The organism is Aestuariirhabdus litorea (genome assembly GCF_003864255.1).
GTDB lineage: Bacteria > Pseudomonadota > Gammaproteobacteria > Pseudomonadales > Aestuariirhabdaceae > Aestuariirhabdus > Aestuariirhabdus litorea.
This window is the reverse complement of the sequence record NZ_QWEZ01000001.1, coordinates 1,113,213-1,131,204: the sequence shown is the minus strand read 5'-3', so window position 1 is coordinate 1,131,204 and position 17,992 is coordinate 1,113,213. Positions and strand designations below refer to the sequence as shown.

Below are 17,992 nucleotides of genomic sequence, written 5' to 3'. Positions count from 1 at the left end.
GGCTAACCCATGAAACTTTTTCGCCAGACTGTTTATCAGGCACTGGCCGCGGCCCTGTTTGCCGGGCTGTTGTTGACCCTGCTCCAGCAGTTGGGGGTAACGCCTCTGATCCTGCAGGCGGAGCAGTATGAGCTTGCCGGGACCACTAGCCACGCAGCGACCAGCGACCACAGCCACAGTGAAGCCGCCCCCGGGCATCACCAGGTTGATGAGTGGGCTCCGCAGGATGGGCTGGAACGACACTTTTTCACCTTGCTTTCAAACAGCCTTGCCGCCTTTGGCTTTGCCCTGATCCTGATCGCTGCGATCCGCGCCGGTCAACTGGCGGGGCGCTGGCCGCAGCCCGGTTTGCCTGGTGGCCTGGCCTGGGGAACCGCCGGATTTCTGATCTTTTTTGCCGCTCCCTCCCTTGGCCTGCCCCCCGAACTACCGGGCATGGTGGCCGCCGACCTGGAGGCTCGCCAGCTGTGGTGGTTGCTCTGCACCAGCTCAACCGCCGTGGCCCTGGTCCAGATCGTTCTGGGCCCCCTGAAGTGGAAATTCCTCGCGCTCATCCCCCTGTTCCTGCCGCACCTGGTGGGAGCTCCTCAGGTAATGGGACCCCATTTTACGCACCCCGACCCCACCGCCCTGGCGGCGCTTCACAGCTTGCATACCCAGTTCATCTGGGCCACCGGCATCACCAATGCTCTTTACTGGCTGGCCCTGGGTGCCGCCTGCTGCTGGCTGGTAGCACGCGCCCCCCTGTCGGCGGAAGGACCAGCGCCGGCATGACGTACCGTTTCCCCTTCAGCGCTATTGTTGGCCAGGAGCCCCTCAAACAGGCGCTTCTGCTCTGTGCCCTCGACCCCCGCATCGGCGGGGTGTTGATTTCGGGCCCCCGCGGGAGCGCCAAAAGCACCCTGGCAAGGGGGCTGGCTGACCTGCTTGGCAATGACGAGCACTTCGTCAACCTGCCTTTGGGCGCCACCGAGGAGCAGTTGGTGGGAAGCCTTAATCTCGAGCAGGTCCTCAATGAGAACCGGGTCAGCTTCCAGCCGGGGCTGCTGGGCAAGGCCGATGGCGGAGTGCTCTATGTAGACGAGGTCAACCTGCTGCCGGACCCCCTGGTCGACCTGCTGCTGGATGCCGCTGCCTCCGGTATAAACCATGTGGAACGAGACGGTATCTCCCACCAGCACAGCGCCCGCTTTACCCTGATCGGCACCATGAACCCCGACGAAGGCGAATTGCGCCCACAGCTGCTTGACCGCTTTGGGCTCTGTGTCCAGCTCAACGCCCGCTACGATGCCGATACCCGGGTCGCCATCGTACGCCAGCGGATCGCCTTCGATGACGACCCTGCCGGCTTCTGCGCCCGCTACCATCAACAGCAACAGGCCCTCACCGCAGAGATTGCGCGCGGTCGGGCGGCGCTTGCCAGCATCGAGGTTCCCGATGCGATGCAGGCCGACATCGCTCGCCGCTGCGCCGAGGCGGCGGTGGATGGACTGCGGGCCGACATCACCTTTTACCGTGCCGCTCGCGCCTGCGCTGCCTGGCAAGGCGAGCCCCGGGTAACTAACGAGCACCTGGATCGGGTTCAGCCGCTGGTGCTGGCTCACCGGAGTGATCCGCAACCTCAGCACGCGCCCACCACCCCGCCTCCGCAGGGTGACGAGCCCGACTCAGTGGACGCCCCCTCCCGGGGTAGTGGACTGCCGGTGGAACAAGACGCCAGCGGCGGCCAATGGGGGCAGATGCCGCCCAGCTCCGTGCACCCGGGTTACCGCCGCCGCCTCGACCCGGTGGCCGAAAAAAAAAAGCCCTGACGCCAAAGAGCCCTGTAACCGCTGAGTCTCGGGGCATGACCCAGCCTCACTCAAGGGCAGCGCTCAACGGGCTCGGCCAGGCCAGAGGGACAACTTTTCAGGGAAGCAGCATCCACTGGCCGGCCTCCCTTACCCATCCCGACAACCGCGCCCGACGTCCCCTGCAGCAACTGGTGCGAAGGGCAAAGCGTGAACGCCGCTCCACCCTTAACCTGATCCTTTTGGACAGTTCGGGCTCTACCCTGCAACAGCAAAACCTGCAGCAGGCCCTCGGGGTCGTGCAGGGGTTGATCGACGCCAGCTACCAACAGCGCCAGCGCGTGGCCCTGATCCAGTTCGGCAACCAACAGGTTCAGCTGCTGCTACCACCGGGACGCGCCCCCAAACGGATCCACTCGCTGCTGCAGCGACTCCAGGCCGGGGGAGGCACGCCGCTGCGCGAGGCCCTGCAGCAGGGCGTTGAGCTGCTGGAGCGCGAAGCCCGCCGTCATCCGCGGGAGATCCAGCAGCTGTTCCTGGTCTCGGATTGCCGCAGCCAGGACAGCCTCGCCGGCCTCCCCTCCGGGGTGAGCGCCACCCTGATCGACACCGAGATGGGTCCGGTACGACTGAACCGTGGCCCCCTGCTCGCACAACAACTGGGGGCTCGCCACCTGCCCCTTGAACAACTCACCTATTGGAGCGACCGATGAGCGACGAGATTGAACAGAAACACCAGCGAAAAATGGCCCGTCTCAAAGAGGTGGTCGACGCCCGTATCGATCAGGCCCAGGAGGAGCGCGGGGTACTGATCGCCCTCAAGGGCAACGGTAAAGGCAAAAGCAGCTCCGCCTTCGGCACCATGGCCCGCGCCCTGGGTCACCGCCAGAAATGCGGGGTGGTGCAGTTCATCAAGGGTCGCATCGAAACCGGTGAGCAGCTCTTCTTTGGCCAGCACCCCGGTGTTGATTTTCATGTTATGGGAACCGGATTTACCTGGGAGACCCAGAACCGGGCGCAGGATATAGAAGCGGCGGAGAAGGCCTGGGCGATCGCCGACCGTATGTTGCAGGACCCCAGCTACCAGCTACTGGTGTTCGACGAGATCACCTATCTCTTCAAGTACAAATACCTCGACGTCAATCGCGTGGTGGCCTCTCTCCAGAAGCGCCCGCCCCACATGAACGTGATCATCACCGGTCGTACCCTGGCGCGGGAGATTGCCGAGATCGCTGACACCATCAGCGTGGTTCAGGATGAAAAGCATGCGTTTCGCGCCGGGGTCAAAGCGCAGCCCGGAATTGAATGGTAACCCCTAAGGGCTCAGGGGCAGGCAAGAGTCCCCGCTAGCCGCGGAAAAAGCTGGCGATCGCTGCGGGGGCCGACTCGAAATAGAGGTGCAGGTAGGAGGCCCTTACCCCCCCCTGTTGATAGAACCACTCCCCCGGCTGGCCATTTTTCTGGCGCACCGCCTGCTTCCATCGGGCCAACGGGGCGTCGTCCATCGATGAGTGGTGGAAGGTATGCCCCCGCACGCTCCCCTCGGGCCATTCGATGAACTGTAACCCGAGCCCCTGCAGTCGGCTCTCCAACCGCGCATCGGTCTCCAATACGGAGCAGAGGGCGGCAGTGGTCTCACCGCAGCTGAGGGTGCGGGTCAGATAGAGCATCCCACCACACTCCGCCAGCACCGGCTTACCCGACCGGCAAAAATCTGCAACTGCGTTCAGCATGGTCCGGTTAGCGGCTAACGCGTCGAGGTGCAATTCCGGATAGCCGCCCGGCAGCCAGAGTGCATCGACTTCCGGCAAGGTCGTATCGGCCAGGGGAGAGAACTCAACCAGCTCGGCCCCCATCGCTTGCAAGCAACCCCGGTTGCGGGGGTAGATAAAACTAAAGGCGGCATCGCAGGCCAGGCCGATCCGTACCCCGTTTAGTGTGTGTGGCAACTCTAGCGTCACCCTAGGCGGGGCAAAGGAGACCGGGTCGGGGAGCTCGGTGATGCCTGCCTCCGCCAGTACCGCAGCCCCCTGCTCAAGCATCTGCTCCAGCTCGGCCACCTCCGAGGCCTGCACCAACCCCAGGTGGCGCGAAGGCAACTGCATGCGCTCATCGCGAGGGATACCGCCAAAATAGCGAATACCCTCGGGCAGGCTCGTCTCCAGCATCTGGTTATGGTTGGCACTGCCTACACGATTGGCCAACACCCCCGCAAAGGGGAGGTTAGGCTGGTAATGGGCCAGGCCGTAGGCCAGCGCCCCAAAGGTTTGTGCCATCGAGCGGGCATCGATCACCGCCAGTACCGGCACCCCGAACTCACGAGCCAGGTCAGCACTGGAAGGGGTCCCGTCGTAGAGCCCCATGCCGCACTCGATAATAATAAGGTCACTCACTTTCGCTGCTTCATAGAGCAACTCCCGGCAGCGATCGGGACCCACCATCCACAGGTCCAGGCTATCCACCGGATTTCGCGAGGCCTGCTCATGAATCATGGGGTCAAGGTAGTCGGGGCCGGCTTTAAAGACCCGCACCCGCCGCCCCAGGTTGGAGTGCAGTCGGGCCAGGGCAGCGGTCACCGTGGTCTTGCCCTGGTTGGAGGCAGGGGCGGCAATAAGGATGGCGGGACAGGAGTGCGACATAAGGGTTCCAGGTCAGCGACAGCAGGCGAAGTGGGCACCGGGGACACGGGGGTTCAATGCCAGGGCGCAAAAACGAAACGACCTTAACAGTCACCCGGGGTAACGGCAACCACCCGGCGGCACAGGTGACTTTCAGCGCTAACTCCCCGGCGCCAAAAGCCTGTAAACTGCCTGTTAAAATTCAGCGTGTGACGGTCCCAGCCTCCACTGGCCGTCGATCAGGAGATCATGAGGGAAGAGAGCCCCGAACAGGCACGACCGCTTCGCCACGGCTATACCACCGGTGCCTGTGCGACCGTCACGGCGCTGGCAGCGGCCAGCCTGCTGCTCGGCGAATCCCTCGAAGCCAAACTTGAGATCACCCTCCCCCGCGGCCAGCGGGTTGCCTTGCCCCTCACGCGCCAGCGCCTGCTGGACGATGGACGAATCGAAGTGGCCACCATCAAGGACGCCGGCGACGACCCCGATGTTACCCACGGTGCCACCCTCTTCTCCCGGGTCGCCCTGGTCGCCACCCCCGGCGTTCGGTTTGTGGCGGGCGAAGGGGTCGGCAGGGTCACCCTGCCGGGGCTCCCCATTCCCCCCGGCGAACCCGCCATCAACCCGGTCCCCCGCCGCATGATCAGCGAGCACCTGGAGCGGCTGGCCCGGGAAAAGAGTTACAGCGGCGGCTTTGTGGTCGAGATTGGTGTCGAAAACGGCGCCCAGCTCGCGACCCGCACCATGAACCCGCGGCTCGGAATTGTCGGCGGCCTGTCGATCCTGGGCACCACCGGTATCGTCCGCCCCTTCTCCTGCTCCGCCTACATCGCCAGTATCCATCAGGGAATGGATGTAGCCGCCAGCAACGGTTATCACCATATCGCCCTGTGCACCGGCAGCAACAGCGAGCGCGGCATCAAAACCCTGCTGGGGCTGGAGGAGATCGCGCTGGTGGAGATCGGCGATTTCGTGGGTGCGGCCCTCAAACACCTGCACAAAACCGGGATCCGGCGCCTCAGCATCGCCGGCGGCTTTGGCAAGCTCAGTAAACTGGCCGAGGGGCACCTCGACCTGCACAGCCGCCACAGCAGCATCGACCTGGCCAGCATTGCCGGCCGCGCCCGTGCCATTGGCGGCTCCGACAGTCTCTTCCAGCAGATCCTTGCTGCCAACAGCAGCCTGCATGCCCTGCAACTCTGCCAACAGGCGTCACTTCCCATCGCCGACCGCATCTGTGCCGATGCTCGCCACCAGGCCCAGCGTATCAGCCGCAGCGAGGTCGCCATCGATGTCTGGGCCTTTGACCGTGAAGGCCAGCTACTGGGGAGCTCCGGATAGATGAGGATACTGCTGCTCGGAGGAATTAATGAAGCCAAAGGACTCGTCCAGGGCCTGCAGGACGCTGGCCATCTACCGGTCTACTCCATCGCAGGCCGGGTGCGTCAGGCCGAGCTGGTGTGCGAGCAGATCAGCGGCGGCTTCTCACAATACTGCACCGACCTGACCTCGGCCCACCCGGGGGTGAGCGGGCTGACCCACTGGCTTAGGCAACAGCATACCGAGCTGGTGATCGACGCCACCCACCCCTATGCCGAGCAGATCAGTCGTCACGCGGTCAGTGCCTGTCGCGCACTGGCGATCCCCTGCTGGCGCTACCTGAGGCCCGCCTGGCAGAGTACCCCTGAGCTCCCCTTCCAACAGCTGGAGAACTGGGATGCCCTCGCCCGCCTGCTTCCCCACTTCAAGAAACCCGTCTTCACCCTCGGCCAGATCCCCGCCGCACGCCTCAAGCCCCTACCCCATCAGCGTTGGCTGGTACGCAGTGCCATCGGCATCAACACCGATCAGGATCGCATCGACCAGGTCCAGGCGATCGGCCCTTTCTCCCTCGCCCACGAAGAGCAGATGTTTCGCCTCCACCGGGCGGACCTGCTGGTGGCCAAGAACAGTGGTGGCAGCCTGATGGACAATAAGCTCAAGGCGGCCCACCAACTGGGGATACCCATCATCCTGCTCCAGCGGCCGCCACTGGTGGCTGCCGATCGTGAGTACTCCTCGCCCGAGGCACTGCTCAATGCCCTTGAGCGTCCTCCGCAATAGGTTGACTGGTGCACTTCCCCCCAGGCCCGCGCCACCATTGTGCAATGCCCCTCATGGGTTTATGAAAATCAACCATCCGCAGGCGATTTATCCCGCTGCCTGCACCGCCAAGAAGTGTTAAAATAGAGCATCTAACCTTAATACCCAGTCACCTTCGAGGGGTGAGCGGTTGTGCATTAAGCAGCCGCCCCCACCGACACCTATTCAGTGAACCCCATGACCCAAAACCCAAAACCCGCCCTGCTTGTTGTTGGCCACGGATCCCGTGACCTGGAAGCGATCGAAGAGTTCCAGCAACTGACCCGTCACCTGCAGGCACGCTATCCCGAGCGCCTGTGCGCCACCGGCTTTCTGGAGTTTGCCCGTCCCCTGATCAGCGATGGCGTTGAAACCCTACGCCAACAGGGTGCCACCCGCATTACCGCGATCCCCGGCATGCTGATGGCCGCCGGCCACGCAAAGAACGACATCCCCAGCGAACTCAACACCCTGCAAGCCCAGTTCGACGACCTTGAGATCACCTACGGCACCGACCTGGGGGTCCACCCGAAGATGATCCAGGCCGCCCGCGAGCGCATCGAAGAGGCGGAAAAGGCGTTTGGCAACGATTACGATCGCAAGGAGACCCTGCTGGTGGTGATCGGTCGTGGCGCCTCCGATGCGGATGCCAACTCCAATATCTCCAAGATCACCCGAATCCTCGAGGAGGGGATGGGTTTCGGCTGGGCCGTGACCGGTTACAGCGGTGTCACCGCCCCACTGGTGGATGAAGCTCTGGCCCGCAGCCACCGCCTCGGTTTCAAAAGGGTGATCGTATTCCCCTACTTCCTCTTCACCGGGCGCCTGGTCAAGATGATCTACCGGGTGGCCGATGAATACCAGCAGCAGCACCCCGAAGTACAGGTGGTCAAAGCCCCCTACCTCAATGATCACCCCCTGGTGCTCGAGACCTTTATCGAGCGTATGGAGGAGACGGAACAGGGCACTGGCAACATGAACTGCCAGATGTGCCAGTACCGGGTACAGATCATCGGTTCCGAGCACAAGGTGGGCCAGCCCCAGGAGGGCCACCACCACCATGTGCGCGGCGCCGGTACCGATCATGATCACGACCACGATCATGGCCACCATCACCACCACGGCCATAGCCATAGCCATAGCCATAGCCATAGCCATAGCCATAGCCATAGCCATAGCGAGCATGACCATCAGCCCACTCCGGACCCAAAGGTTCAGGGGGGTTAACCCGTCAGCCTGCGGACGCCCACACCCGTCGCCCACCCAAGTCCTGAGCCGCCATTGCCCATGTACGACTACCAGAAAGACCCCGTCGCCATCGAGCACGAATCCTTCCGCCAGATTCGTGCGCTGACCGACCTCAGCGCCTTCTCCGCGGATGAGGCCCAGATTGCCATGCGACTGGTGCACACCTGCGGCGAACCGGCGGTTGTCGATGGGCTGCGCCTGTCGGCGGGGGCCGTCGAGGCGGGGCTGCAGGCCCTTGGGCGGGAGGTGCCCATCCTCTGCGATGTGGAGATGGTGCGTCACGGCCTGACCCGGCGCTACATCCACAACCCGACCCACTGTTTCCTCAACGCAGAGGGCATCGGTGAGCGCGCCAAAGCCCTGGGAGAGACCCGCACCATGGCGGCGCTGGAGCACTGGCCGCCCCTGCTGGAGGGGGCCATCGTGGTGATCGGCAACGCCCCGACTGCCCTCTTTCGCCTGCTGGAGATGCTGGCCGCCGGCGAGGCCAAACCCGCCCTGGTGATCGGCATGCCGGTCGGTTTCGTCGGCGCCGAGGAGTCCAAAGCAGCCCTGTGGAAGGCGCAGCAGAGGCTCGGCGTAAACTGCATTACCCTGCTGGGTCGACGCGGAGGCAGCGCGCTGGCGGTTTCAGCCCTCAATGCCCTGGCCCGTATTCGTATCGGGGAGCGCTACTGATGGCCGGTTCTCCCCCCACCACCCCACGGATCGACTGGACAGGCCCGCCGCTAACGGTGATCGGCCTCAGCGGCAAGATCCCCGCTCCACTTGAGCCGGCCGCCCTTGAGGCGCTGCAGCAGGCAGAGTTGATCATCGGTTCCGAGCGTCACCTGGAGGCGGTTCTGGGGCACAACCCCAAGGCGAAAACCCGCCCCTATCCCAGTCCACTCGGAGAGCTGCGTACGCTGTTGGAACACCACAACGGCAAGCGGGTGGTACTGCTTGCCTCGGGCGATCCTCTCTACTACGGCATTGGCGGTTACCTGGGCCGTACTTTGGCGCAAGCTGACCTGAGGTTTCTACCAGCTCTGTCCAGCATACAACTCGCGTTCAGCCGCCTTGGCCTCTGCTGGCAGGATGCTCGAGTGGTGAGCCTTCACGGCCGCCCACTACAACGGTTGCGGTCCAGGCTCGGCAGCGGGCGCCTGCTCGCATTGCTCACCGACCACCGCAGCCAGCCCCAGGCGATCGCCCGAGAGCTGCATACGGCACGCCTTGAAGAGTCCCAAATCTGGATATGCGAGGCACTGGAAACGCCGACGGAGCGAATACGGACGTTCTCCGTCGCCGAGCTGCTGGCGCTCAAGGGCAACCTGGAGGTCGATCCCCTGCATGTCACCATCGTCCACACCCGTGGTGAGGGCGGAGTGCAGCCGGAGTTTCCCGGCATTCCCGACCACCTGTTCTCCACCGGAGATCTCCCCGGTCGCGGCATGATCAGCAAGCGCGAGGTCCGTCTCAATGCCCTCAGTCTGCTGCAACCCCGGGCCGGGGATGTGGGTTGGGATGTGGGCGCCGGTTGTGGTGGCCTCGCCGTGGAGTGGGCTCGCTGGAACCCTTTGGGGCAGGTCTACGCGGTCGAGCACCACAACCGCCGCATCGATTACCTGCGTCACAACCGTGACCAGTTCGGGGTCGACGCCAACTTGCGGGTAGTAGAGGGTACCGCCCCCAACGCCCTGCACAGTCTCCCCCGTCCCAATGCCGTTTTTATCGGTGGCAGTGAGGGAGCCCTCTACAGCCTGCTCGAGTACTGTTGGCAGCAACTCCTGCCCGGTGGGCGGTTGGTGGCCAGTGCGGTCACCGAGCAGAGCCGTGTCGACCTCATGAATTTCTGCGCCAGCGACACCCTGAGTACCATCGAGTGCGAATGGGTGCAGGTGCAGGTGTCGCGCGGAGAGACCCTGGGCAGCCATCTGGTGTTGCGTCCCAAAGCCCCGGTCCTGCTACTGTCTGTCCACAAACCCTACACCCCAAACCCGGAGCCCTCTAATGAGCCTTGCTAGTGGCACCTTCACCGGTGTGGGCGTTGGCCCCGGCGCACCCGACTTGCTGACCCTGAGAGCCGTCCGCGCCATCGCCGCTGCGGACCTTTTGGTGTACATCCAAAACCCCGAAGGTTTCTCCCTCGGTCGCCATATCGCCCGCGAGGCGCTGGCAATGCCCGAGCGCAATCCACAGCAATGCGAACTGCCGATCCCGCTCAACATGAGCAAAGATCGCAAACAGATCAACCTTCAGTACGACCGCGCCGCAGAGCAGATCAGCGAGCACCTTGGCCAGGGGGGGAACGCGGTGTTTTTGTGCGAGGGGGACCCGCTCTTCTTTGGCTCTTTCATTTACATGCAAAGCCGCCTGCAGGAGCGTTTCCCCTGCAGCATCATTCCCGGCGTCACCTCAGTCAGCGCCGCCAGCGCCGCCGTCGGCATTCCCCTCACCCTGATCGATGAAAACCTGGCCGTGCTCAGCGCGCGCACAACGGATCAAGCCATCGGTGATGCCCTCACCCGCTTCCACAGCGTTGCCCTGCTGAAGGCGGGACCCCAGCTACCGCGGCTGCTGTCCCTGCTGGAAGCCAGCGGGCGCCTTGGCGATGGCGTTTACCTGGAGCGCATCGGGCACGACGACCAGCGAATCGTTCATGACCTGGGCAGCCTTAGCGGTACCACCGGCCCCTACTTTTCACTGCTGCTGATCACCCGCCGGGAGCGCCCACTACGATGAGGGGCACAACCACCTGCATTATCAGCCTGACGGACGAGGGGGCACGCCTGGCCAGGCGTCTGCTGGCATTGATGCCCACTGCCGAGCACCTGCACCGGCCGCAGGATTTCAGCACCACCCTGCAACAGCGCTTCGTTCGAGGCGATCGTCTGTTCCTGATCTGCGCCACCGGTATCGCGGTGCGTACCCTGGCCCCTGTACTGCGCAACAAACATGAGGATCCACCGGTTCTGGTCGCCGACGAGAACGGACGCTGGATTATCCCCCTGCTCTCGGGCCACGAAGGGGGTGCCAACGCCTGGGGCAATGAACTGGCCAATCGACTGGGAGCGCAGCTGGTTTACACCACCGCCCAGGGTTACCAGCGCCCCTACTACAGCCTGGGTATTGGCTGTGACCGGGGCTGTCCCGCCGAGCTGATCGAGTCCCTGGTAAGCGATACGCTCGCCCGCCACAACATCGACCTCGACAGCATCGACGGCATCGCTAGCATCGACCTGAAAGCCGACGAAGTGGGCCTGCTGGCCTTTTGTGAAAGCCGCCGGCTACCCCTCAACCACTTCGGCGCACTGGAGCTTCGCAGCGTTGAGTCGAAACTGAGCGAACGCTCCGAGATCGTCTTCCGGGAGGTTGGCTGCTATGGGGTGGCCGAAGCCGCCGCGCTACTGCAAGCATCAGCCAGCACGGGCAACCCCGCGGAGCTGGTGATCAGCAAACATAAAAACCGGCGCGCCACCTGTGCACTGGCTCGCAGCTACCGGGAATGAGCTTGAAAATGATTTTCTATCGCTTTACCGACCTCTCAATAGCCGCTTTACACTCACCGCAAAAAGAATCCTAACATGACCGATGCTGTAAACACTGTCACTGACGCCACCCATACCAACGGCGGCTCACTGCCCGGCACCCTCTATCTGGTGGGTATCGGGCCCGGCGACCACGCTTACCTTGCCCCCGCTGCAAAGAAGGCGTTGTCCGACGCCAGCGATTGGGTCGCCTACGGACTCTACCTGGATCTGCTGGGGGAGCTGGGCGAGGGTAAACAGCACCACGACCGGCCCCTGGGGGAAGAGATCGAGCGGGCCCGCCTCGCCCTCCGACTCGCGATCGAAGGCAAATCAACCGCCCTGATCTCCAGTGGCGACATTGGCATCTACGCCATGGCCACGCTGGTGTTTGAGCTCCTCGACGGCGAGTTCAGCGCGCAGGCGTCACAATTGGCGGTGGAAGTGGTGCCCGGTATCTCCGCCGTGCAGATGGCCGCCGCCCGCACTGGCGCCCCACTGGGTCACGATTTCTGCACCATCTCCCTGTCCGATCTGCTCACCCCCTGGGAGACCATCGAAGCGCGCTTGCATGCCGCCGGCCAGGGGGATTTTGTCACCGCCTTTTACAACCCCGTATCGCGCCAGCGGGACTGGCAACTGGCGCGGGCGCAACAGATATTGCTGGGCTATCGCCCCGCCACTACCCCCGTGGTGGTGGCACGCAACCTTGGGCGCAGCGACGAGCAGGTAAGAATCACTACTCTCGCCGAGCTGGTTCCCGCCGAGGTGGATATGCTGACCCTGGTGCTGGTGGGGAACAGCGAAAGTCGCACTCTGGAGAACGGACGCTGGGTCTACACACCCCGCGGCTATCGCAAGAAATTGTCAGCCAACCGGCCATTGGCCAATCCGCATGACGCCGCGGAGGAGACGCCATGAAGGTCTATTTTATCGGCGCCGGCCCTGGTGACCCTGAGCTGGTCACCCTCAAGGCCCAACGCCTGATCCGCAGTTGTCCGGTGATCCTCTACGCGGGCTCGCTGGTGCCGGTGGAGCTCCTGTCCGAGGCGATGCCCGGGGCGCGAGTGATCGATACCGCCTCCCTCCACCTTGACGAGATCATCGCCCAAATAGTGCAGGCGCATGAGCGGGGTGAGTCGGTCGCGCGGGTCCACTCCGGCGACCCTTCTCTCTACGGCGCCATCGGCGAGCAGATCCGCCGCCTGAAAGCCCTCGGGATCGACTACGAAGTGGTGCCCGGTGTCACCTCGACCAGCGCCTCGGCAGCGGCCCTGGGTAACGAGCTGACCCTCTCCGGCGTCGCCCAGACGGTGATTCTCACTCGCTACGCAGGCAAAACGCCGATGCCGGAGGCGGAATCCCTGGCCTCCCTGGCCCGGCACCGGGCGACCCTGGCGATTCACCTGGGAATCACCCGCATTCACAAGATCGTCGAGGAGCTGATTCCCCACTATGGTGCCGACTGCCCGGTGGCGGTCTGCTATCGCACCGGCTGGCCCGAGCAACAGCTGATCCGCGGCACCCTGAACGATATCGTCGAGCAGGTACGACGCGCAAAAATCAATCGCACCGCACTGATTCTGGTGGGTGAGGTGCTGGACCCGGCCCAGTTCGATGACTCCTGGCTCTACCGTGAGGAGCAGGCTCACCTCTACCGTCCCAAGGTCAAGCCCGAGTCGCCCCGCCAGGTCAAGCGCGATGCGACCGCCATACCGCCCCCTTTCAATACCGAGAGCTAACCCCCTATGAACCTGAACAAGATACCCGCTACCATCGTCACCGGATTTCTCGGCAGCGGCAAAACCACCCTGTTGTCCAACATCCTGCGCCAGGCCAACGGCAAGCGGATCGCCGTGATCGTCAATGAATTCGGCGCCCTCGACATCGACGCCGAGCTGCTGCGCAGCTGCCCCCTCGAGTGTGATGAACAGACGCCGGATAGCGCCGCACAGGGGTCCCCGATCGCCGATAACGGCATCTACGAACTGGCCAACGGTTGCATCTGCTGCACCGTGGAGGAGGAGTTCCTGCCAGTAATGGAGGCTCTGGTGGAACGCCGCGACCAGATCGACCATATCCTGATCGAGACCAGCGGACTGGCCCTGCCCAAGCCGCTGGTGCAGGCGTTCAACTGGCCCCAGATCAAACTGCACTGCACGGTGGATGCGGTCATAACGGTGGTGGATGGTCCCGCCCTGGTCGACGGCCGCATCGCCCACGACCCCGAGCAGGTACAGGCGCAACGCCAGGCCGATACCAGCCTCGACCACGATCCCAGCCTGCAGGAGCTGCTCGATGACCAGTTGAGCTCCGCCGACCTGGTACTGATCAGCAAACAGGACCTGATGGATGAGGCCCAGCTAATCCGCCTGCAGGAGCAGCTTGCTGGCCGGATCGGCGATGCTGTCCGCATCCACCCCATCCGTAACGGCGAAGTCGAGCAGGCGCTGATCCTCGGTCTCGAATCCGCCTCCGAGGAGCATATCGACCACCGCCATACCCACCATGATCACCACCACGCCGAAGGCGCCGAGCACCACCACGCCCACGACCATTTCGACTCCATCAGCCTGGACCTGGGCGAGCTGGACAGCGATGCCCTGCTGGCGGCCCTCAAGGTCCTGGTGGCCGAACAGGCGATCTACCGGGTGAAGGGCTTTGTGGCCCTGGCCGGTAAGCCGATGCGCCAGGTGGTGCAGGGGGTAGGCGAGCGGTTTGAGCGCTATTTTGATCGCCCCTGGGCGCCGGGCGAACCCCGCAGCAGCCGGATTGTAGTGATCGGCAAGGGGCTCGACCCGCAGCAGATCGAAGCCCGCTTGCAGGCCACCGGAGCCTGATATGCACCTGTTGGCGGCCAAACCGGGGGGCTTTACCGACGACGAAGGGATCATCGACCTGGGGCAGGATCCGGCCGAGCTGGTGATTCTCTCCGCCCAGGACAGCTCCCTCGCGTTGCTGGCCGACGCCGCCCTCGCGCTGCCCGCCAACTACCCCGAATTACGGCTGGCCAACCTCAGCCACCTCGCCAAACCGGCTGCCTACGATCTCTACGCCCACCGGGTGATCGAGCACGCGCAGCTGGTGGTTGTCTCGGTGCTGGGGGGGCGAAGCTACTGGGACTACCCGCTGGAGCAGCTGGAGCTGCGCGCCCGTGCAGGCCAGTTGCGGCTGGTGGCGGTGCCCGGTGATGACCAGCCCGACCCCGAGCTGGAGCAGATTTCCAACGTCCCCCCATCCCTCTACCACGCCCTCTGGCGCTTCCTGCGCGAAGGGGGGCGGGCCAACATCGACCAGCTCTACACCCTGTTGGGGGCCGAGTTTTTTGGCCTTCACCCTGGCTGGAATCCGCCGCGTATTCTCCCCCGCAGCCTGATTTACAAACCCGGCTGCGATAACGCCAGCCTGGCCCAGTGGCAGCAACAGTGGCAGCCGCAGGCGCCGGTGGCGCTGTTGCTCTTCTACCGCGCCCATATTCAAAGCGGCAATACCGCCGCCTTCGATGCCCTTATCGACTGCCTCTGTGACGAGGGGCTCAACCCGCTCCCCCTGGCGATCAGCTCCCTCAAGGAGCCCGCCTGCCTGGAGGTGGTGAATCGCCTGTGCGATCAGGCCTCCGTGGCGGTGATCCTCAACACGACCGGCTTCTCCATCCACAGCCAGGGCAACGCTTCCCTCAGCTCTGCCCCCAGCCCTATGGGCAGTGCCCTGACCAGCCGGGCGCCGGTGCTGCAGGCGATCATGGCCGGCAACAGCTGCGAGGACTGGACACAACACAGCCAGGGGCTGCGGCCGACCGATATCGCCATGAACATCTCCCTGCCGGAGATGGATGGACGCATCGTGACCCGCGCCATCAGTTTCAAGGAGGTCGATGAGCGTAACCAGCGCTGCCAGATCGACCCGGTGCGCTACCGGCTGCATAGGGAGCGGGCACGCTTTGTGGTTGAGCTGGCACGGCGCTGGGCAGAGCTGTCCCGTAAAGCCAACGCCGACAAGCGCATCGCCCTGGTACTGGCCAACTACCCCACAAAAGAGGGGCGCATCGGCAACGGGGTAGGCCTCGACACCCCCAACTCGACCCTCAATATTCTCCACGCCATGCAGGCGGCAGGGTACCCGGTGGACAACCTGCCCGCCGACGGTACTGCGCTGGTCGAACGCCTGCTGCAGTGGGTCACCAACGACGGCGACCGGCTGGCCACCCGTGGATGCCAGCAAAGCCTCTCGCTGGCGGACTACCAGCGCCACTTCTTGCAGCTGCCCGCCGACAGCCAGCGCGCAGTGCTGGAGCGCTGGGGAGACCCCGAGCAGGACCCCAAATACCGCCAGGGGCGGATCATGGTGGCGGGCATCCGCCTCGGTGACACCTTCGTCGGGATCCAGCCCGCCCGCGGCTACCAGATCGATATCGCCGCCAACTACCACGATCCCGACCTGGTGCCCCCCCACGCCTACCTGGCCTTCTACTTCTGGCTGCGCCACTGTTACGGCATCGACGCCATCGCCCACATTGGCAAGCACGGTAACCTGGAGTGGCTGCCCGGCAAAGGCACGGCCCTATCGGCAGCCTGCTGGCCCGATATCGCACTGGGCCCCCTGCCCCACCTCTACCCCTTTATCGTCAACGATCCCGGCGAAGGCGCCCAGGCCAAACGGCGCGCGCAGGCGGTGATCATTGACCACCTGATGCCGCCGCTGGCGCGGGCCGACAGTTACGGCGAGATGGCCGAGCTGGAGCTGCTGGTCGATGAGCTGTATCAGGCCATGGGGGTAGATGCCCGGCGCGAAAAACACCTGCGCAGTGCAATCCTTGAGCGCTTGCGCAGCAGCCATCTGCTGGAGGAGCTGCCCTGTAGCCGCCCGGTTAACGGAGGGGCCCCTTCTGCGACCCCGGCCAGCGAAGAGCAGATTCTCAGCGAGCTGGACGCCTACCTCTGCGACCTCAAGGAGGCCCAGATTCGCAACGGTCTGCACCTTTTCGGGGGCACCACCGACGGCCTGCAGCGCAGCGAAACCCTGGTGGCCCTGACGCGCCTGCCGCGCGGAGACCAGCCCTGCGACCAAAGCATCCTCACCAGCCTGAGCGACGACCTCGGGCTAAGCGGCGCGGCGGGAGGACAGACCGACTTTGCCCCCCTCAGCCCTCGCGGGGAACGCGCCTGGCAAGGCCCCCGGCCGGTGAGACTGGTCGAGCTGAGTTCCGCTCCCTGGCGCACCGAAGCCGATACCCGCGAACGCCTGGAGCTGCTGGCCCTGCAGCTGGTGGAGCGTCACCTGGGCGATGAAAAAGCCCCCCTGAGCCGACTCGACAGCGAGGGACTGCCCCGTACCCGGCAGCTGTTCGAGCACATCGCCGCCGAGATCCTGCCCGCTTTCGACGGCAGTCCCGCCAACGAGCTGGCCAACTTTCTCCGCGCCCTGGACGGTCACTTTGTCCCGGCCGGACCCAGTGGAGCACCGAGCCGTGGACGCCTCGATGTACTGCCCACGGGGCGCAACTTCTACTCGGTGGACAGCCGCGCCATCCCCACCCCGGCCGCCTGGGAGCTGGCCCAGCGCAGCGCCGACCAGCTGCTGATGCGCCACCTGCAGGAGCACGGGGAATACCCCAGCCGCATCGGCCTGTCGGTGTGGGGAACCGCCACCATGCGCACCGGCGGCGACGACATTGCCCAGGCGATGGCCCTGATGGGAATTCGCCCCCGCTGGGCGGCGGGCTCCAACCGACTGGCCGGCTTCGAGATTATCCCCGCCTTCCTGCTGGGGCGGCCGCGAGTGGATGTTACCCTGCGGGTCTCCGGCTTCTTTCGCGATGCCTTCCCCAATGTGATCGAGCTGTTCGATGCCGCCGTGCAGGCGCTGGCGATCCACGAGGAGTCGGGCGACCAGAACCCGATCCGCCAGCAAAGCCTGGCCGAGGAGGCGATGCTGCGGGAACAGGGCCTGCCCCCTGAGGTCGCCCGCCAGCAGAGCCGCTGGCGCATCTTCGGCTCCAAACCCGGTGCCTACGGTGCGGGGCTGCAGGGGCTGATCGATGAGCGCTGCTGGGAAAGCGCCGACGACCTGGCCCGCGCCTACCTTAACTGGGGCGGTTACGCCTATGGGCTGAGCGATGGGGGTACCCCGGCCTTCGGAGCCTTCGAGCAGCGCCTGTCGACCCTGCAGGCGGTGGTCCACAACCAGGACAACCGCGAGCACGACCTGCTCGACTCCGACGATTACTACCAGTTCCAGGGGGGGATGGGCAACGCCGTACGGGTGCTGTCGGGCAGTCAACCGGCGATCTACCACAACGACCACTCCAACCCCGCCGCCCCGCTTACCCGCACCCTCAACGAGGAGCTGAACCGGGTGATCCGCTCGCGGGTGCTCAACCCCAAATGGATCGAGGCGATGCGCCAGCACGGTTACAAGGGCGGGTTCGAGATGGCCGCTACCGTCGATTACCTGTTTGCCTACGATGCCACCACCGACCTTGTCGATGACTACCAGTACGCAGCGGTCACCGACACCCTGCTGCTGGACGCCGATAACCGCGCCTTCCTCGAGCAGTACAACCCCAATGCCCTGCAGGAGATGGGGGAGCGGCTGCTGGAAGCGATCCAACGCGGGCTGTGGCGTGATGCCGGTGAGCACCGGGAGGCGATCACCCACCTGCTGCTGGAGCTGGACCAGAGTCGGGAGCTATCGGGGCACCCCTAGT

16 protein-coding genes are annotated in these 17,992 nt (G+C 64.5%); 15 read left to right on the top strand and 1 reads right to left on the bottom strand.

Annotated features, from left to right (window positions below; translation table 11 throughout):
• Window positions 1-9: 9 nt before the first annotated feature.
• The 4 genes from D0544_RS05310 to cobO are packed head-to-tail and all read left to right on the top strand — an operon-like array spanning window position 10 to window position 3,102.
• Window positions 10-774 (top strand): CbtA family protein, encoded by a 765-nt coding sequence (locus D0544_RS05310; protein WP_125014957.1) that lies wholly within the window; start codon window positions 10-12, stop codon window positions 772-774.
• Entirely contained in the window at window positions 771-1,811 is a 1,041-nt protein-coding gene (locus tag D0544_RS05305; RefSeq protein WP_125014956.1) for a magnesium chelatase ATPase subunit I, read from the top strand. Before D0544_RS05310 ends, D0544_RS05305 begins: the two co-directional genes overlap by 4 nt.
• Window positions 1,812-1,846: 35 nt before the next feature.
• Window positions 1,847-2,503, top strand: coding sequence for a vWA domain-containing protein (locus tag D0544_RS05300; RefSeq protein WP_164880841.1), 657 nt, complete (start codon window positions 1,847-1,849; stop codon window positions 2,501-2,503).
• Window positions 2,500-3,102 carry a cob(I)yrinic acid a,c-diamide adenosyltransferase gene (gene cobO / locus D0544_RS05295; RefSeq protein ID WP_125014954.1) on the top strand — a complete coding sequence of 201 codons (603 nt, stop codon included), beginning with the start codon at window positions 2,500-2,502 and terminating at the stop codon, window positions 3,100-3,102. Before D0544_RS05300 ends, cobO begins: the two co-directional genes overlap by 4 nt.
• A gap of 34 nt (window positions 3,103-3,136) precedes the next feature.
• Here cobO and D0544_RS05290 read toward each other — a convergent pair whose 3' ends face one another.
• Window positions 3,137-4,429, bottom strand: coding sequence for a cobyrinic acid a,c-diamide synthase CobB (locus D0544_RS05290; RefSeq protein WP_125014953.1), 1,293 nt, complete (start codon window positions 4,427-4,429; stop codon window positions 3,137-3,139).
• A 228-nt stretch (window positions 4,430-4,657) separates the two neighbouring features.
• Between D0544_RS05290 and D0544_RS05285 the strand changes: the two genes are divergently transcribed.
• The 11 genes from D0544_RS05285 to cobN all read left to right on the top strand — a co-directional run bounded on the left by D0544_RS05285 (window position 4,658) and on the right by cobN (window position 17,991).
• Entirely contained in the window at window positions 4,658-5,749 is a 1,092-nt protein-coding gene (locus tag D0544_RS05285; RefSeq protein WP_125014952.1) for a cobalt-precorrin-5B (C(1))-methyltransferase, read from the top strand.
• Window positions 5,750-6,511, top strand: coding sequence for a precorrin-6A/cobalt-precorrin-6A reductase (locus tag D0544_RS05280; RefSeq protein ID WP_125014951.1), 762 nt, complete (start codon window positions 5,750-5,752; stop codon window positions 6,509-6,511). It abuts the gene before it with no gap.
• Window positions 6,512-6,727: 216 nt separating this feature from the next.
• A complete protein-coding gene (locus D0544_RS05275) occupies window positions 6,728-7,756 on the top strand; it encodes a sirohydrochlorin chelatase (protein WP_125014950.1) in 1,029 nt (342 codons plus the stop codon).
• Window positions 7,757-7,816: 60 nt separating this feature from the next.
• Entirely contained in the window at window positions 7,817-8,455 is a 639-nt protein-coding gene (locus D0544_RS05270; RefSeq protein WP_125014949.1) for a precorrin-8X methylmutase, read from the top strand.
• Window positions 8,455-9,783 carry a precorrin-6y C5,15-methyltransferase (decarboxylating) subunit CbiE gene (gene cbiE, locus D0544_RS05265; RefSeq protein WP_125014948.1) on the top strand — a complete coding sequence of 443 codons (1,329 nt, stop codon included), beginning with the start codon at window positions 8,455-8,457 and terminating at the stop codon, window positions 9,781-9,783. The genes D0544_RS05270 and cbiE overlap by 1 nt, the downstream gene beginning before the upstream one ends.
• Window positions 9,770-10,501 (top strand): precorrin-2 C(20)-methyltransferase, encoded by a 732-nt coding sequence (gene cobI / locus D0544_RS05260; protein ID WP_125014947.1) that lies wholly within the window; start codon window positions 9,770-9,772, stop codon window positions 10,499-10,501. The genes cbiE and cobI overlap by 14 nt, the downstream gene beginning before the upstream one ends.
• Window positions 10,498-11,268: a cobalamin biosynthesis protein gene (locus tag D0544_RS05255; protein WP_125014946.1), complete on the top strand. Its 771-nt coding sequence runs from the start codon at window positions 10,498-10,500 to the stop codon at window positions 11,266-11,268. Before cobI ends, D0544_RS05255 begins: the two co-directional genes overlap by 4 nt.
• Before the next feature lie 75 nt (window positions 11,269-11,343).
• Complete coding sequence (cobJ, locus tag D0544_RS05250) at window positions 11,344-12,207, top strand: precorrin-3B C(17)-methyltransferase (protein ID WP_125014945.1); 864 nt, start codon at window positions 11,344-11,346, stop codon at window positions 12,205-12,207.
• Window positions 12,204-13,028: a precorrin-4 C(11)-methyltransferase gene (cobM, locus tag D0544_RS05245; RefSeq protein WP_125014944.1), complete on the top strand. Its 825-nt coding sequence runs from the start codon at window positions 12,204-12,206 to the stop codon at window positions 13,026-13,028. The genes cobJ and cobM overlap by 4 nt, the downstream gene beginning before the upstream one ends.
• A gap of 6 nt (window positions 13,029-13,034) precedes the next feature.
• On the top strand, window positions 13,035-14,126 hold the full coding sequence (gene cobW / locus D0544_RS05240; protein ID WP_125014943.1) for a cobalamin biosynthesis protein CobW: 1,092 nt from the start codon (window positions 13,035-13,037) through the stop codon (window positions 14,124-14,126).
• Between the two features lies 1 nt (window position 14,127).
• Window positions 14,128-17,991 (top strand): cobaltochelatase subunit CobN, encoded by a 3,864-nt coding sequence (gene cobN / locus D0544_RS05235; RefSeq protein ID WP_125014942.1) that lies wholly within the window; start codon window positions 14,128-14,130, stop codon window positions 17,989-17,991.
• Window position 17,992 lies beyond the last annotated feature (1 nt).

Coding starts and splice junctions, on each gene's coding strand:
- D0544_RS05310 (WP_125014957.1), top strand. CDS start 10: ATGAAACTTTTTCGCCAGACTGTTTATCAGGCACTGGCCGCGGCCCTG.
- D0544_RS05305 (WP_125014956.1), top strand. CDS start 771: ATGACGTACCGTTTCCCCTTCAGCGCTATTGTTGGCCAGGAGCCCCTC.
- D0544_RS05300 (WP_164880841.1), top strand. CDS start 1,847: ATGACCCAGCCTCACTCAAGGGCAGCGCTCAACGGGCTCGGCCAGGCC.
- cobO (WP_125014954.1), top strand. CDS start 2,500: ATGAGCGACGAGATTGAACAGAAACACCAGCGAAAAATGGCCCGTCTC.
- D0544_RS05290 (WP_125014953.1), bottom strand. CDS start 4,429: ATGTCGCACTCCTGTCCCGCCATCCTTATTGCCGCCCCTGCCTCCAAC.
- D0544_RS05285 (WP_125014952.1), top strand. CDS start 4,658: ATGAGGGAAGAGAGCCCCGAACAGGCACGACCGCTTCGCCACGGCTAT.
- D0544_RS05280 (WP_125014951.1), top strand. CDS start 5,750: ATGAGGATACTGCTGCTCGGAGGAATTAATGAAGCCAAAGGACTCGTC.
- D0544_RS05275 (WP_125014950.1), top strand. CDS start 6,728: ATGACCCAAAACCCAAAACCCGCCCTGCTTGTTGTTGGCCACGGATCC.
- D0544_RS05270 (WP_125014949.1), top strand. CDS start 7,817: ATGTACGACTACCAGAAAGACCCCGTCGCCATCGAGCACGAATCCTTC.
- cbiE (WP_125014948.1), top strand. CDS start 8,455: ATGGCCGGTTCTCCCCCCACCACCCCACGGATCGACTGGACAGGCCCG.
- cobI (WP_125014947.1), top strand. CDS start 9,770: ATGAGCCTTGCTAGTGGCACCTTCACCGGTGTGGGCGTTGGCCCCGGC.
- D0544_RS05255 (WP_125014946.1), top strand. CDS start 10,498: ATGAGGGGCACAACCACCTGCATTATCAGCCTGACGGACGAGGGGGCA.
- cobJ (WP_125014945.1), top strand. CDS start 11,344: ATGACCGATGCTGTAAACACTGTCACTGACGCCACCCATACCAACGGC.
- cobM (WP_125014944.1), top strand. CDS start 12,204: ATGAAGGTCTATTTTATCGGCGCCGGCCCTGGTGACCCTGAGCTGGTC.
- cobW (WP_125014943.1), top strand. CDS start 13,035: ATGAACCTGAACAAGATACCCGCTACCATCGTCACCGGATTTCTCGGC.
- cobN (WP_125014942.1), top strand. CDS start 14,128: ATGCACCTGTTGGCGGCCAAACCGGGGGGCTTTACCGACGACGAAGGG.